Annotated in this window: 14 protein-coding genes, 1 pseudogene and 1 other annotated feature; of the genes and pseudogenes, 6 read left to right on the top strand and 9 right to left on the bottom strand. The window is 58.5% G+C overall.

Going from position 1 to position 15,372, the window contains the following annotated elements; translation table 11 throughout:
• Positions 1-50: 50 nt before the first annotated feature.
• From RS75_RS18820 to RS75_RS18790, 7 genes are all read right to left on the bottom strand, one after another.
• Entirely contained in the window at positions 51-935 is an 885-nt protein-coding gene (locus RS75_RS18820; RefSeq protein WP_045023609.1) for a MurR/RpiR family transcriptional regulator, read from the bottom strand.
• A gap of 47 nt (positions 936-982) precedes the next feature.
• Positions 983-1,660 (bottom strand): aspartate/glutamate racemase family protein, encoded by a 678-nt coding sequence (locus RS75_RS18815; RefSeq protein ID WP_045023323.1) that lies wholly within the window; start codon positions 1,658-1,660, stop codon positions 983-985.
• Between the two features lie 72 nt (positions 1,661-1,732).
• Positions 1,733-2,698 (bottom strand): ABC transporter ATP-binding protein, encoded by a 966-nt coding sequence (locus RS75_RS18810; RefSeq protein WP_407691572.1) that lies wholly within the window; start codon positions 2,696-2,698, stop codon positions 1,733-1,735.
• 2 nt (positions 2,699-2,700) lie between these two features.
• Positions 2,701-3,762 carry an ABC transporter ATP-binding protein gene (locus RS75_RS18805; RefSeq protein ID WP_152643157.1) on the bottom strand — a complete coding sequence of 354 codons (1,062 nt, stop codon included), beginning with the start codon at positions 3,760-3,762 and terminating at the stop codon, positions 2,701-2,703.
• Positions 3,759-4,649, bottom strand: coding sequence for an ABC transporter permease (locus RS75_RS18800; protein WP_045023319.1), 891 nt, complete (start codon positions 4,647-4,649; stop codon positions 3,759-3,761). Before RS75_RS18800 ends, RS75_RS18805 begins: the two co-directional genes overlap by 4 nt.
• A 2-nt stretch (positions 4,650-4,651) precedes the next feature.
• Positions 4,652-5,605: an ABC transporter permease gene (locus RS75_RS18795; RefSeq protein ID WP_045023608.1), complete on the bottom strand. Its 954-nt coding sequence runs from the start codon at positions 5,603-5,605 to the stop codon at positions 4,652-4,654.
• A gap of 72 nt (positions 5,606-5,677) precedes the next feature.
• Positions 5,678-7,294 carry an ABC transporter substrate-binding protein gene (locus RS75_RS18790; protein WP_045023317.1) on the bottom strand — a complete coding sequence of 539 codons (1,617 nt, stop codon included), beginning with the start codon at positions 7,292-7,294 and terminating at the stop codon, positions 5,678-5,680.
• 337 nt (positions 7,295-7,631) lie between these two features.
• On the opposite strand from RS75_RS18790, the gene RS75_RS18785 reads away from it, so the two are divergent.
• The gene (locus RS75_RS18785; protein WP_045023316.1) at positions 7,632-8,024 is read left to right on the top strand and encodes a GFA family protein; all 393 of its coding nucleotides are present in this window, start codon (positions 7,632-7,634) and stop codon (positions 8,022-8,024) included.
• 161 nt (positions 8,025-8,185) lie between these two features.
• Here RS75_RS18785 and RS75_RS18780 read toward each other — a convergent pair whose 3' ends face one another.
• Positions 8,186-9,124 carry an AraC family transcriptional regulator gene (locus tag RS75_RS18780; protein ID WP_045023314.1) on the bottom strand — a complete coding sequence of 313 codons (939 nt, stop codon included), beginning with the start codon at positions 9,122-9,124 and terminating at the stop codon, positions 8,186-8,188.
• A 135-nt stretch (positions 9,125-9,259) separates the two neighbouring features.
• On the opposite strand from RS75_RS18780, the gene RS75_RS18775 reads away from it, so the two are divergent.
• The 5 genes from RS75_RS18775 (at position 9,260) to RS75_RS18755 (ending at position 14,358) form a co-directional block, all read left to right on the top strand.
• On the top strand, positions 9,260-10,510 hold the full coding sequence (locus tag RS75_RS18775; protein ID WP_045023311.1) for an ABC transporter substrate-binding protein: 1,251 nt from the start codon (positions 9,260-9,262) through the stop codon (positions 10,508-10,510).
• Positions 10,511-10,576: 66 nt separating this feature from the next.
• The gene (locus RS75_RS18770) at positions 10,577-11,440 is read left to right on the top strand and encodes a carbohydrate ABC transporter permease (protein ID WP_045023310.1); all 864 of its coding nucleotides are present in this window, start codon (positions 10,577-10,579) and stop codon (positions 11,438-11,440) included.
• Complete coding sequence (locus RS75_RS18765) at positions 11,437-12,255, top strand: carbohydrate ABC transporter permease (RefSeq protein ID WP_045023308.1); 819 nt, start codon at positions 11,437-11,439, stop codon at positions 12,253-12,255. The genes RS75_RS18770 and RS75_RS18765 overlap by 4 nt, the downstream gene beginning before the upstream one ends.
• Positions 12,256-12,262: 7 nt before the next feature.
• Complete coding sequence (locus RS75_RS18760) at positions 12,263-13,309, top strand: NAD(P)-dependent alcohol dehydrogenase (RefSeq protein WP_045023306.1); 1,047 nt, start codon at positions 12,263-12,265, stop codon at positions 13,307-13,309.
• The gene (locus RS75_RS18755; RefSeq protein WP_045023304.1) at positions 13,309-14,358 is read left to right on the top strand and encodes an ABC transporter ATP-binding protein; all 1,050 of its coding nucleotides are present in this window, start codon (positions 13,309-13,311) and stop codon (positions 14,356-14,358) included. The genes RS75_RS18760 and RS75_RS18755 overlap by 1 nt, the downstream gene beginning before the upstream one ends.
• Positions 14,359-14,566: 208 nt before the next feature.
• Here RS75_RS18755 and RS75_RS18750 read toward each other — a convergent pair.
• Positions 14,567-15,274: pseudogene (locus tag RS75_RS18750) on the bottom strand (IS3 family transposase); the annotation flags it as partial.
• Positions 14,956-15,062, bottom strand: a sequence feature (AL1L pseudoknot). Its footprint overlaps the pseudogene before it by 107 nt.
• Positions 15,275-15,372 lie beyond the last annotated feature (98 nt).

The following is a 15,372-nucleotide window of genomic DNA, read 5'->3' as shown; positions in this document are numbered from 1 at the left end:
TTTGTGCGATGCACAACGCGACGGCGGAATTTCGTTGAAGAGGTCGAATTTTACAATTCGTCCAGCGTCTCGTTGAGTAGCTCGATGCTGCGAAGGCGGGTGCGTCCCTCCGTCCCCGCCTTTTCCAGGCAGCGGGTGATGAGAAGATGGCAAAGGGCCATCACCGCCGTATGATTGAAAAGCGGCCCTGGCGCCAGCGTCTGGCACTGAAAATGCCACGCCGCATTTGTTTCGAAGGGCGCCCCCTCGTCGGTTACGTAAAGAAGCTGCGCCTTCGACCGTCGGACCTGCTCGATGATCGCATCGGATTGGGTGGTTCTGCGACGCAGGCCGAAGAAAACCACGACATCATTTTCAGCGACGCTGACCAGATGTTCGCCCATGGTCTGCCCGGCGCCCGGAATGACGGCAATGTTTTCGATGACCTGTGTGATCTGCCATTGCAGATAGGCTGCAAAGGGATTGCTGCTACGGAAGCCGATCACCCAGACCTTGCGCGCATGTAGCATTGCATCGACGGCGCCATCGATCTGGCTTTCCGAAATTCCGAGAAATGTGGCTTCGAGATTGGCGACGGCCTGTGCAACATGAGCCTTGATCGATTGTTCGGCGCCAATATCGGCGGCACTTGCCAGGAAGAGCCGCGAGCCGGTCTGTTTTTCCGCACGTGCGTGGCGTCTGGCCTCTTCGTAATTGTCGTAGCCGAGCCGCTTGATGAAACGTGTTACCGTTGCCTTGGAAACATGTGCCAGCGCTGCAAGCTCCTGTGCTGAATAGCTGGCCAGTTCACCGGGGAAATCGCAGACGAACTCTCCAATCCGCTTTTCTGCGGGATGAAGATCCGGCAGGGCCTGCCTGACGCGAAACAGAAACGATCGCTCCTTGGGCACGTAATACTCCGTCAAAATCTCGACAAGGTGACCTTCAGTCGTCATGGCGCGGCTTGCAACAGGAAAAGCAATGACTGCACTACCGATATCCGTCAACGTTGCGCGGTAGATGTGCGGCTTTCGGTTTCCATTGTCCGGACGAGCCACTCTATGGCCGAGCGGATTGGTGCAATGATCGGCGCCGACAGGGCGCGTTGCAGCTCATCGGCCGCTTGTCCCAAAGGCCCGCCACCGATGATGACAATTTCGGCGCCGTCCTCTTCAAAACACTTCCGGGCAGCGATCTCCAGCGCCGACAGCAACGCTGCGGGGTCTGCGGCAAGGCGCAGCGGATCTTCCTCGGTCAATCGTGTGCCGGTGAAAAGTGGCGCGACACCAAGTGTTCGCGCCTTTGCAGCAAAACTCTCCACAAGATCGGGGGTCACGGTGGCAATCCCGAAACGACGGCCACCGGCAGCGGCTTCCATCATGCTGGCCTGGCAGATACCGGTTGAGGGGAGGCCGGTTTCAGCAGCGAGGCGTTCCAGCCCCGGATCGCCGAAGGCGCAGACAATCAGGCCGTCGCTCCGGCAAGCCAGCTCGCGGCCCATCTCTACAACGCCGTCAGCGGCAGCGGCCAGCTCGGTGTCGTTGAGGATCATAGGTACGCCACACCCCGCCGTCAGCCCCTCAATCACAAAGCCGTCCGGGAGGTAACTACGGGCGATAGCTGTCATCATCGTCGTCGTGTGCCGCGAGGTATTCGGGTTGATCAGGCCTATGTGTTTCATGATTTTCGGGACCCTGCGCTGAGGGCCCCGCCTTGTCTGGTTGTATCAGCCGTCGCCATCATTCGCCGGCGTTCAATTCGAAACGAGGCACGCGACACCCGCCCCGCCGGAAAACCGCACGAGTGGCGGTACCTGCATACGGCAGAGATCGGTGACATGGGCACATCGTGGCGCGAAGGCGCAGCCTGGTGGCATTGCCGCCAGATCCGGAGGTGCGCCGGGGATGGTGATCAGCCGGTCGCGTCCTGTGGCCAGTTCGACGCGCGCACCAAGCAAGCCTTTGGTGTAGGGGTGACGCGGATTGCGGATGATGTCGCCAGCAAGCCCCTCCTCCACGATACGGCCCGCATACATGACCGCGATACGGTCCGCCACCTCGGCCGCCACCCCGATATCGTGGGTAACGAATATGACCGACAGACCATATTCCCGTTGCAACTCGCGAATGAGCAGCAATATCTGGATCTGGACCGTCGCATCGAGCGCTGTCGTCGGCTCGTCAGCCAGCAGAACCTTGGGGTTGCAGGCAAGCGCCATTGCGATCATGGCGCGTTGAAGCATGCCGCCCGACATTTCATGAGGGTAGTTGGCAAGGCGCCGCTCCGGTGATGGAATACGGACCTTCTGGAACAACGCGAGCGCCCGCTCGGCAGCCACTGAACGTGACACCTTTTCGTGGCGCATGATGGTTTCGCCAATCTGGCTGCCCACGGTGTAGACCGGATCGAGCGCCAGACGCGGCTCCTGAAACACCATGGAAACGACAGCGCCTCTCAGATCCGCAAGCGCGCGAGACGAAAGCCCTGCCACGTCGCGGCCGTCGACAGTCATGGCGCCTTCGATCAGCGTCCCCTTGGGGTGGAGCCGCAGCAGCGAACGCATCGTCACGCTCTTGCCGGATCCGGATTCGCCAAGCAGCGCGACCACCTCGCCGGGCTTCACCGCCAGGCTGACGCCGTTGACGGCCTTTACCGCCTTGCTCCCGCGCCGAAACGTAACGGAGAGGTCCTGGATATCGATCATGGCACCGGTCTGCATGGTCATGCCTCCATCATTGCCGGGGCTCGGCTGTGGCCGGAACCGGGCACAGCCATCAGACAGGCCGCCGCCTGATCCTCGGAAATTCTTTTAAGCGGCGGCGGCGTGAGGTGGCAAACATCCTCCGCGAAACCGCAACGGGTATGGAAACGGCAACCGGACGGCGGATCGATCGGGTTGGGCGGATCACCGGTCAAAGGCGGAACTTCGGTTCGTTCGGCCGGGTCCATCTTCGGCATGGAGGCGAGGAGCGCCGCCGAATAAGGGTGGCCCGTATTGCCGTATATTGCCTCGCGGCTCCCGATTTCCGCTACCTTGCCGAGATACATGACCATAACCCTGTCGCACATGAAGCGTACGACGTTGAGATCATGTGAGATGAACAGATAGGTCAGGCCAAAATCGCGTTTGAGGTCGAGAAGCAGGTTCAGCACCTGTGCCTCCACCGATTTGTCGAGAGCCGAGACTGCCTCGTCCAGAATGACGAGTCGCGGCTCAAGCGCCAGAGCGCGGGCAATATTGACACGTTGCCGCTGACCGCCGGAAAGCTCGTGAGGATAGCGGCCTGCAAAACGTACCGGCTCAAGGCCGACGCGGTGAAGCAGATCGTGAGCCGTGGCAATGGCCTTTGTCGCTGGCGTCCCGTGAACCCTCGGAGCAAAGGCGATGGACTCCTCGATTGTCAGCCTCGGATTGAGCGACGCGTAACTGTCCTGAAAAACCATCTGTACCTGCCGACGATAGGCTGAAAGCGGCAAAGCACCTCCAACCGTTTCTCCGTCGAACAGGATTTCGCCCTGGTCGGGCGCGATCAACTGCATGAGAAGTCGGGCCGTTGTCGACTTGCCGCAGCCGCTTTCGCCGACAACGCCCAGCGTCTCACCCTTGAGGATGTCGAAGTCCACGCCATCCACCGCGCGCACCACCTTCTTCGGTTTGAGAAAGCCGCTGCCCTTGACGGGAAAATGCTTGAGAAGCCCACGAACAGAAATCAGTGGCTGGGCAGGACCACCCCTTTCACCGACAGGCAGTTCGAAAGCCGGTTTTCCAACGATGCTCATCATGACTTCACGTCCATGGCTGTGCGCAGCCCGTCTGAAAAAAGATTGAAGCAGATCGAGGTGATGAAGATCATCACGCCGGGAAGCGCCGCAACGAAGGGATTGGTATAAATCGCCGTGCGCAACGTATTGAGCATCAACCCCCACTCTGCATCGGGCGGGCGTACACCAAGCCCCAGGAATGAGAGGCCGGATGCAAGGATCATCGATACCGAAATCAGGCTCGTGGCGAAGACAAAAACCGGTCCCAGGACGTTTCCAAGAATGTGGACGCGTATGATGGTGAAGGCTGGGGCACCGGATGCGCGTGCCGCATCGACGTAGTCCAGCCTGCGCACCTGTGTTGTCACGCTTTCGGCGACCCGGGCGATCTGCGGAATGAACACAATCGTTAAAGACACCAGCGCGTTTGTGAGACCTGACCCCAGCGCACCCGACAGCGCAACTGCAAGCAACACCGAGGGAAAGGCATAAAACACATCGACCGTGCGCATGATCAGCGTATTGGTCAGGCCTCCGATATAACCTGCGATGATGCCGATCGCCGAGCCGATAAGAAACGCGACGGGGACTGGCACGACGCCCATGACAAGCGACAGGCGCGCGCCATGGATCAAACGCGAAAGCATGTCGCGGCCCAGCTCATCGGTGCCGAGAATGTACCCCTCCGTTCCGACAGGCTTGAGGCGGCGGATTATGCTGCCCTTCGCTGCGTCATAGGGAGCGATATAAGGGGCAAAAATGGCGATCAGAACCAGAAGAAGAAGAATCCCCAGCGCCGTCATCGCAACGGGATCACGACAGAGGCGCCTCAAAACGCCGCTCCAGAAGCCGGGCGACCTGGCGATTTTCTCGACTGGAATTTCGGATACTGCGGTGATTGAAACCATGCTCAGCTCCTCTGGATGCGGGGATCGATGGCGCTCTGCAGCACGTCGACCAGGAGATTGAGGACCACGAAAAACATCGCGAGCACGAGGATTGTGCCTTGCAGGATCGGCAGATCACGGGTGAAGATTGCGCCGTTGAGAAGAAAACCCGTGCCGGGCCAGGAAAATACCGTCTCAATCAGGATTGAGCCGCCAAGAAGGTATCCGAGTTGCAGGCCCATGACCGAAAGTGCGGTGGGCGCGGCGTTGCGCACCACATGGCGCAAAATCTGACCTCGCATCAATCCCTTTGCAGCAAGCGCCTGGGTGAAATCCTGGGCGAGAATATCTGCGACCAGAGAGCGGATGGTGCGGGCGATGATGCCCATCGGAATGACCGACATGGTGACTGCCGGCAGAATGAGATACTGGAGATATTCCCAGTGGAAGCTGCGACCGGATGAGCCGCCCGGTCCTCCACCCATCGCCGGCAACCAGCCGAGCGTGACGGAGAAGGCGATGACCAGCACCATGCCAAGCCAGTAATGCGGCACGCTGACCCCGAGCATGGCGATCCCCGATGACAGGCGGTCGACCCATCCGCCACGGAAGACACCGGCCAGAAAGCCGAGCGTCGCCCCGCCGAGGAAGCCGATGACAGCTGCCGACAGGGCAAGAATGATCGAATTGACTGACGCATCGATGATATCGGCAAGTACCGGACGTCCGGTAGCAATGGACGTGCCGAGGTCTCCCTGCAAGGCATGCCAAACCCAAAGTGCATATTGGACAGGCAAAGGACGATCCAGGCCGTAGAACGAACGCATCTGCGCCTGCATTTCCGCAGAGGCGTCCGAGGGCAGGATCGCGGCAAGCGGGTCACCGGGTGCGATGTGGATCAGCATGAAGCAGACGATGCTCACGCCGATCGTGACGGGAATGACATGCAACAGTCGTTTTAATGCGTAGAGCAGCATGATGTCCTCGTAAGGCAGATCGGGCATCGGAAATGGCAGGGCGGACTCGTTTCCCGCCCTGCCGCTGCAAAATCACGGGTCGATGGAAATCGTGGAGAAGTCCTGGAACCAGTTCTGTGCCTGAACGAAGCCCTTTACCTTGGTGGACATGGCGCGCGGATTGACGTCGTGCGTCACCATCAGGAACAGCGCGTCATCGACATATTTCTCGTGGATCTTCTGGAGGACCTTATCCTGCTCGGCTGCGTCGAAGGTGTTGCGCACCTGACTGAACAGGGCATCCATTTCCGGATCACAATAAAAGCCCCAGTTGGTACCGTTTGGCGGCGCCAGATTGCACTGCGACTGACGGATCAATGCTGTGAAAGGGTCCTGGATGAAATAGCTGTAGTTGACGGCCGTGGCGCCCTTGGCACTCGGATCCTTGGCACCGGCGCGCCAGATGTTGATGACCGTGTTCCAGTCCGCGACCTCATATTCGACATTGATGCCGATTTCCGACAGGGTCTGCTGGATGTATTCGTTCATGGCGAGCGGCAACATCTGCCCCGAACCTGAGGAGGAGATGACGACCTTGGTGTTGATAGGTTTGTCCGGGCCGTAACCGGCTTCCGCCATCAGCTTCTTGGCTTCCTCCACATTGTATTCAAGCTTGAATGTCGGCTTGCCGAACCATTGATGGCCAGGTGGCAGATATCCCTGCGCTGGAACGGAGAGACCACCAAGCAGTTCATTGAGGCCCTCGCGGTCAACGGCAAGGTTTGCAGCCTTGCGAACACGGATATCATTCCAGGGCGAGCCTTCGACGCGTGACAGGTGCCAGGTCCAGTTGTGCGGATAGGAATTGGTGACGATGCTGAAGCCGGCGCCTTTCAACGATTTGACCGAATCCGGCGCGGGCGCCTCAATCCAGTCGACTTGGCCCGAGCGCAGGGCAGCCACACGGGTGTTGGGCTCGGGAAGCGGGACAAGAACCAGCTTGTCGAGCTTCGGCACGCGCGCCTTATCCCAATAATCCTTGTTTGGGGTGAGTTCAGCGCGCTCACGCGGCGTGAAACCACTTTCCATTTTCCACGGCCCCGTACCGGAAGGCTTCTGGGCGACGGCTTCCCAGCTCTTTCCCTGCGCCTCCCAGTTTGCCGGTGAGGACATGAGAACCCAGCTCAGCTGGTATGGAAGCGTTGCATCGGGGCTTTTGGTGACGATCTCAACCGTCAGCGGATCGATGACGCGGTAGGAGGCAACGGCTGGAATACGCGACTTGCCCTGCGCCGACTGGCGCTTGTCGAACTGCGGCGCATCCGCAACCAGCAGCTTGTCGAGATTCCAGACCACTGCGGCGGCATCGAACGTGCTGCCGTCATGGAACTTTACTCCATCACGCAGCTTGAACGTCCATTTTGTCTTGTCTGCGGGATCAACCTGCCAGGAGGTTGCGAGCGCCGGGATCAGTGCAGAAGGCTTTTCTGCGCTTGAGAGATCCCATTCGATGAGCGCGTTATAGAGCGTATAGCCCATGAAACGTTGACCTTCACCGCCCTGATCGGTTTGGCCGGTGGTGAGCGGTATGTCGGAAGCGGTCATGCCGATACGAAGCGTCCCGGCCGCGCTGGCTTCAGACGCATGCCCAACCATCAGCGAAACTATGGCGGCACCCGCCAGCGCTGCCGTCCGCAGGCCTTTTCGCATAGAAGGCGTCTTACCGGATGTCTGCATCATGCTGTTCCCTCTTTTTTTGTCTGCCACCGGATCCCTGCCCAGCAAACAAGAGGATGCAGATTTCATGCCAGTTTCTATGAAACTATAATTTCACTTTGTTTATCAATAAAATAGGTCAGATTTTAACCCGAATGCGACTAGCGACAGAACCAGCAGCGTGTTGAATTTCTGAGCTGTTCCACATGCACATGCTGAAAATTCTGCATGCTGACAGCAAAAAACGCCCACCGTAATGGGCTTTCGGTCATAGACCATCTACCCTCTTCAGGTAACAAATTGGATTGGTGTCGTGGAGGAGTGACGCGTAATGAGACTAAAAGGAGAGTGTTTTTGCGGGGCCGTGAAATATCTGGTCGAGGACGCTTTTGTGTACTCCGCTAACTGCCATTGTTCCGGTTGTCGGCGCGCGACCGGTTCCCCCTTCAAGGCCTTTGCGGGGATTCCCCGCGAAAAGCTGGCCGTAATGACCGGCGGGTCCAGCCTGCTGATCTATGGCAGCCCGGAAAATCACGATGCTCATTGCAGCGTTTGCGGATCGCTTCTTTATTCCCTGGTTCGGGATGCGGCCTGGATACATGTTGCCATGGGTACATTGGTAGACGTTCCATCTATCCGTCCAACGCATCATATCTTCGTCAAGTCCAAGGCAGCATGGTATGAAATCACCGATGACCTGCCACAATATGAGGAGCACAAGTAGCCTGATCGGCCAGTTTGGCCGAAGCGATCAGGCATGGATTTAAGCACAAATGGTGCTAGAAATGCAGCAACTTGTAAGAACTGGATATGCTCCTTGATAAGGCGTGTGGCAAGAAAACAGTTGCAACTCTAGGATCGATCATTTCGCGGCGCGACCACCCTTTAAGTGGTCTTAACCGGGGCTCCTCTGATGACGGACTTGGCTCTTATGCGAGCGGCTTTTCGGTAAGCCCGGGGAGTAAGTCCCATTTCCATCCGGAAATAGCGATTGAAGTTCGACAGATTGTTGAATCCTGCCTCGAAACAGATATCGGTAATCGATATCTCGGTCTCCGCGAGCAGGGTTCTTGCTCGCCAGACGCGGACGGATCGGCTGTAGTCAGAGAAGTTCATCCCGGTTAGACGTCGAAAGGCGCGGGAGAAGGCGGACGGCTCGAAACCAACCAGCGCAGCCACTTCGTGCATCTGCGCACCAGGATCGGATTGCAGGATCTGGATCGCCTGATCGATCCGGCGGTGCCTGCGGTCCGACACCTGGTTGTAGACCGATATGAAGTGTTCGCTGGCGAGCAGCCTCTTTTCGGTAGCCGCTTCAATTGCTTCCAGTATCTCCAGAAACAGCCCTAGCCCACCGCGGTGTCCCACAGCGTGAAGCTCGAGAATCTTCTCTCCAATCGCGCGCGCGTCTGGGCCCAGAACCTCAATCCCCCGTTGGGCCAGAGGCTTCAGCCGGTGGAGCACTTCAAACTCGGGGCATACCGCGCGAACACCGATCAGGGCATCCGCGTCGAATTGCAGGACCATGTCGCGGCCTGGCAAAGCCGGTGCACCGGGCGTGATCCAGTTGTGGGGCAGATTTGTTCCAGTGAGCACCAGATGCCCCGGCCGAAAGGGGCCGATATAGTCCCCAACATAAGCAAATCCAGTAGCGTCGGGGATGAAGTGAATCTCCCATTCGGGATGATAGTTCCAGATGCAGATCGGATTGGGATAGTCATCCCTCCGGACCAGATAGGAAGCGCCTCCGGGTAGCACGATCTGCTCGCGCGTGGCGGTGAAGGTCTCAGAGACTGTTTGAGGAAAGTCTGATGCAATAGGCATTGAATTACTCATGTTACAGCGCACAAATGTCAATATAATACCAGTTCTGTGACGGAGGCAAACTAGTACACGCCCGTCGCTTGCGCAAATGTGTGAACGTCGATGGCAAGGGAGTTGCCATTCAGGGAGGACATCATGACACTCAACGCTCTCCGCGCCAGCTGCGCGGTTATCGCCATATTTGCCGCATCCAGCGCTTTTGCCGCCGTACAATGCACCAGTGACGTGCGTGTCCTGGCGCAGCCACGCGACGGACTGACCCTTCTCGAAGAATATGTCGATGAGTTCGAAGAACTCTCGGGTGCAGGCTTCGAGATCAGCTATCTCAACGAGAATGATCGCCGTGCGAAGTCGCAGGCAGACGCCTCGACGGTCGGAAGCTTCAACGTGTACTACGTTGATGAAGCCAATCTGGCGCTTTTTGCCTCGTCTGGCTGGATCGTCCCGCTTGACGGCTTCTACCCGTCCGAATACGACTACAAGGACTTCGACGCCGGTATGCGCGCCGCTGCGACCTATGATGGCAAGCCGTGGTTTGCGCCAGTACAGGGCGGTGGCGACCTGATGGTCTATCGCACCGACCTCCTGGAAAAGGCAGGCATCGCGCCGCCAAAGACCTGGGACGAATATTTCGCCGCAGTGCAGAAGCTGCATGATCCGGCCAATGGCGTCTACGGCACAGCGCTTCGCGGACAGCGCGGTTCAGGCGCCAATGTCTGGCGCTGGATGCCCTTCTTCAAAGCAAACGGTGGTGAGTGGTTCAAGGACGGCAAGCCGGCCTTCAATTCGGATGCTGCAGTAAAGGCGACCGAGACCTATCTCGAACTCTTCAAATATTCGGCGCCGGGCACGCAGACCGGTTCCTGGGACGAGTCCACCGGTGCCTTCCGCTCCGGCAAGGTGGCGATCATCATCGAATCCGCACCCCTTGGCGGCATGTCCGTCGATAAGGCGCAGAGCCAGGTCGCGGACAAGGTTGCCTTCTCTGTTCCGCCGTCACCGCTGCCTGGGGCCGGTTACGCCCATGGCTTTGCAATCGCGTCCAAGGCCAACAAGACTGATGAGGAAAAGGCCTGTGCTGGTCTCTTTGTTGCCTGGGCAACGTCCAAGGAACAGGAAGCCCGTCGGCTCGCCGCCGGCCAACCGGGCGAGTTGACCCGCACCAGCACTTACCAGAGCCCGGAATACGCCAAGACCTTCGGCCAGAACCTTGCCGATGCCATGGCTGCGACTGGTGAAAAGACCACCGTCACCTTCTGGCAGGATCCGCGCTGGCAGGAATTGGGCAACCAGTGGGGCATCATGCTGGAAGAGCTGATCACTGGTAGCCGCACCGACATCAAGGCGACGCTGAACGAACTCGAAGCCTTCGCAGCCAAACTCTGACGCCTCCCAAGCCGTCTGACGGGCGCGTCTGATGACGCGCCCCTTTCCCCAATCCGAGGATCTGCCATGCGCCGCGGCCGCTCGCTGCCTTACGTCTTTCTTGGACCCACTCTGGGTGTCCTGATCGTTCTGGCGCTCGTGCCGACGATCTACGCTATCAATATCTCTCTGCAGAACCGGACCCTTTCGGCACCCGATGCAGACTATGTCTGGTTTGCCAATTATCTGACGCTGTTTTCGGATGCCCGGTTCCTGAATGCGCTCTGGGTATCGTTCAAGTGGGAGGTCATCAGCGTCTCGTTGACCATGGCGACAGGGCTTGCGCTCGGGATTGCCATGTTCGAGGCAGCAAGCTCCCGCATGCGCAACGTTCTCTGCGTGCTCTTCATCATTCCCGTTCTCTTGCCGCGCGTTTGCGCCGCTTTTGTTTGGAAGTTCGCCTTTCATCCGCTCTACGGCGCCCTGACCTGGCCGGTCAGGGAGCTCACCGGCATCACGCCCGACATTCTGTCGACGCCGCTCGGCGCGCTCCTTGCTGTTGCTTTCGTCGATGTCTGGCAATGGGGCTTGTTCTTTTCGGTGATCATCTTGAAGCTTCTCGAATCCCTGCCGCCTCAACCGCTGGAAGCCGCACGGATAGATCGGGCGACCCGCTTCGAAATCCATCGTTTCGTAACCCTGCCGATGCTGAAAGCACCCTTGATCAGTCTGCTGCTCGTCAAGGCGATTGAGAGTCTGCGCTCCTTCGACCTTGTTTACGTCATGACGCGCGGCGGTCCCGGCATCTCTACCGAGACTCTTGACATGTATGCCTATTCCCAAGGCTTCATCGAAGCCGGCAAGATCTCCTACGCATCCTCCATGGCCGTCATCATGATGGTCCTGACCATCGTCACCTTTACCTTCACCTGGAAGAGGCTGAACCGATGAAGATCTCCACCTTTCTGCTCAAGCTCTTGTTGGTTCTTGCCGCCGCACTTGTCGTGCTGCCGCTGCTGTGGACCCTGCTCAACGCCTTCAAGACCAATGCCGACCTGCTGGTCTCAACGCCGAAGCTCATCTTCCAGCCCGTCTTCGACAATATGAGTTATGTGCTCAATCGCCGATCGGTCGCGCGCGCACTTACGAATTCGTTGATCATCTGCTCGAGTGCGGTCGTCCTCGGCGCCGTGCTCGGTGTACCGGCGGCCTATGTGATTGCCCGGTTTAAGAACAGGATCACGGCGGAGGCGCAGTTCTTCGTTCTGTCGCTGCGCTTCCTGCCGCCTGTTGCGATTGCTATTCCCATGCTGGTCATCTGGCTCGGCCTCGATCTGTACGACACCCGTCTGTCCCTGATCGTGACCTATCTCATCGTGACAGCCTCGATCACCATCTGGCTTTCCGTGCCGGCTTTCGAGCGTGTCAGCCTGCACGTTGAGGAAGCTGCCCGAGTGGACGGACTTGGCCCTTATGCGACCTTCTTCCGCATCGCCTTGCCGATTGCTCGTTTCCAGGTCTTCGGCGCCATCGCCTTCTCCTTCGTCCTTGTCTGGAACGAGTTCCTGCTTGCCATGATGCTCACGACCTCGAAGGCAAAGACCCTGCCGATCATCGCGTCCGAGATGTCGCAGCTCGGCATGAACGTGCCCTGGGGTATTCTGAACGCCGCCGTCGTCCTGTTGTCGCTGCCACCGCTGATCCTGCTCGGGGTGCTTGCCGGTGGCCTCAACGCCGCATTTTCCAAGAAAACTGATCAAGGTTGACTGACCCATGAAAGCACTTGTCCTCGAACATGTCGGCGAACTTTCCCTGCGCGATATCGAAATTCCTCAGGAGTTGGGGCCGGATGACGTTCGCATTCGTATCCACACCGTTGGCGTCTGCGGCAGCGACGTGCACTATTACACCCATGGTCGCATCGGTGACTTCGTCGTCAATGAACCCATGGTTCTCGGCCACGAGGCAGCCGGAACCGTCACCGAGACCGGCGCCAACGTCACCCATCTGAAGCCCGGCGATCGCGTCTGCATGGAACCGGGCATCCCCGATCCGAAATCGCGTGCCTCGCGGCTCGGCCTCTATAACGTTGATCCTGCCGTAACATTCTGGGCGACGCCGCCGGTACACGGCGTGTTGTGCCCTGAGACAGTTCATCCGGCAAGCTTCACATACAAGCTGCCTGACAACGTCTCCTTTGCCGAAGGCGCGATGGTTGAACCATTTGCCGTGGGCATGCAGGCTGCTGCCCGGGCGAAGATTACGCCTGGCGATACGGCGGTTGTTACCGGCTGCGGAACGATCGGCATTATGGTGGCACTGGCCGCCCTTGCTGGCGGCTGCTCGCGCGTGCTGATCTCCGACATTTCCGCAACGAAGCTTAAACTAGCTGAAAGCTATGGCGGCATCACTGGTATCAACCTCAAGCAGGTCGATCTCATTGAGACCGTCAACGAGGCAACAGAAGGCTGGGGAGCCGATATCGTCTTTGAATGCTCCGGCGCACCGGCCGCGGTCCGTGATCTCTTCAAGGTCGTGCGCCCGGGCGGAACGGTCGTTATCGTCGGCCTGCCGCCGGAACCCGTTGCAGTAGACCTCGCGGCGGCCTGCTTCCGCGAATGCCGTATTGAAACGGTTTTCCGCTACGCCAATGTGTTCGACCGTGCACTGGCGCTGATCGCCGCAGGCAAGGTCAACCTCAAGCCATTGGTTTCCGGCACCTATACCTTTGATCAATCGATCGACGCCTTCGAAAGAGCGGCCGAAGGCCGACCGGAGGACGTGAAGCTGCAGATCGTCGTGGACGGGGAGACGAATTGATGGCCACTGTTGAGTGCCGGGGGATCCGGAAAGTCTATGGTTCGCTTGAGGTCATGCGGGATTTTGACCTGAAGATCGACAACCACGAATTCGTCGTCTTTCTCGGTCCGTCAGGGTGCGGAAAATCCACCATGCTGCGGATGATTGCCGGGCTTGAAGAGATTTCCGGCGGGGATCTGCTCATCGGTGGCGAGCGGATGAACGATCGCGATCCCGGTGACCGGGGCATCGCCATGGTGTTCCAGAACTACGCGCTTTACCCCCATATGAGTGTGCGGGACAATATCACCTTCGGTCTCGAGAGGGCGGGGATAGGCAAAGCCGCGATCGATCAGCGCCTGGCCCCCGTGGTCGACGCGCTTGGTCTGGGCGTCTATCTTGCGCGCAAGCCGACGGAGCTGTCGGGCGGACAGCAGCAGCGTGTGGCCATCGCCCGCGCCATGATCAAGACCCCGGAGGTCTTCCTCTTCGACGAACCGCTTTCCAACCTTGATGCCAAGCTGCGCGGCAGTCTCCGGATCGAGATCGCGCGGCTCCACCGCGACCTGAAAACGACAAGCATATATGTCACCCACGACCAGCTCGAAGCCATGACCCTCGCCGACCGCATTGTCCTGATGAAAGATGGCCGTATTGAACAGATGGGCACGCCCGAAGAAATTTATCAGGCTCCTCGGACAGTGTTCGCAGCCGGCTTCATTGGCACACCGAACATGAACTTCCTTCAATTGCAGATGACACAGGAGTGGCTCGGCGACAATCTTGTCAGGTTTACAGCTCCGGCAGGCCTCCGCTCCGGTGAGGTCACCGTTGGAATTCGGCCCGGATCATTTCGCATAAATCAAGATACCCACGCCTTTCGCGGGACCGTCGAGCGGAACGAGTTCCACGGTGAGACACGTCTGATCTGCCTGAAAAACGAACGCCACGAGATCAATATTTCCGTTCCTGCGGAAATAAGACCCGCCATCGGCGAGGTACTCGGTGTTGAAGTGGCCTCTTCCGACCTTCACGTGTTTGATCCCGGTACGGGACTGAGGTTGATTTAGGCCCACTCAAGTTGGACCTTGTAATGGCGTCGCGCAAACCAACGGGAAGTTACAGTCTAACTGGCTTTCGGCGAGCGGCCGACCATGTTCAGTGATAGCAAGATGGCCGACGCTCTGCTCGACAGGCTGACCCAATAATGCGAGATCATAGAAACCGGTAACAAATCCTGATGCGTCAAAAACCGCTCCGAAGCGCCTGGTCAAGGGCATCGATGACGAAGGCCACGTAGACGAAGCCCTGCCAGATCGCCACATAGGTGAAATCCGAAAGCCACAACATGTTTGGCGCTGGAGCAAAGAAGTGCCGGTTCACTCGGTCGAATGGGCGTAGGGCAGCCTTGTCGCTGATCGTCGTGCGGATCGGTTTGCCGCGAATGATGCCTTGCAGCCCCATTGCCTTCATAAGCCGAGCGACTGTGCAGCGGGCGATGTCGTAACCCTCCCGCAGCGATTGTCGCCAGACCTTGCGCACGCCATAGACTTGGAAGTTCGCGTTGAAGACCCGGCGTATCTCGGCCTTCACGGCAATGCCGCTTCGGGTGGACCGACAGACGGTCCACGTCGTTGCGCTTGGCGATGACCTCATAATAAGGTGGACGGGGCAATCGGCAGATCGGCTCGACCCCGAGCACCGAGCGGTGTGCATCAATGAAGGAAATCATCGCTTCAGTGAGTGGTCGAGTTCCGCCATCGCAAAATATGCAGAGGCTTTGCGTAAAATCTCATTTACCTGACGAAGCTCGCGGTTCTCCCGCTCCAGAGCCTTCATCTTCTCCCCGACGTCACGCGGCAAACCTACACGCTTGCCGCTGTCCACTTCGGTCTTGTTGGCCCACTCATTAAGCGTATGCGCCGAGCAGTCGATTTTGGCGACCTTCAACAGTCCCAGGCCCGGGTGTATTTTTAGTTGGACTATTGTGGTGCTGGAAACGCAAAAGCCGCCCCTGAGGGCGGCTTTATCAACGTAAATCATTGGGATCTTTGGTTGCGGGGGCAGGATTTGAACCTGCGGCC

Source organism: Rhizobium nepotum 39/7 (assembly GCF_000949865.1).
Classification (GTDB): Bacteria; Pseudomonadota; Alphaproteobacteria; order Rhizobiales; family Rhizobiaceae; genus Agrobacterium; species Agrobacterium nepotum.
Note: the sequence above shows the minus strand (reverse complement) of the source record. Positions and strands in the feature narration are given on the sequence as shown.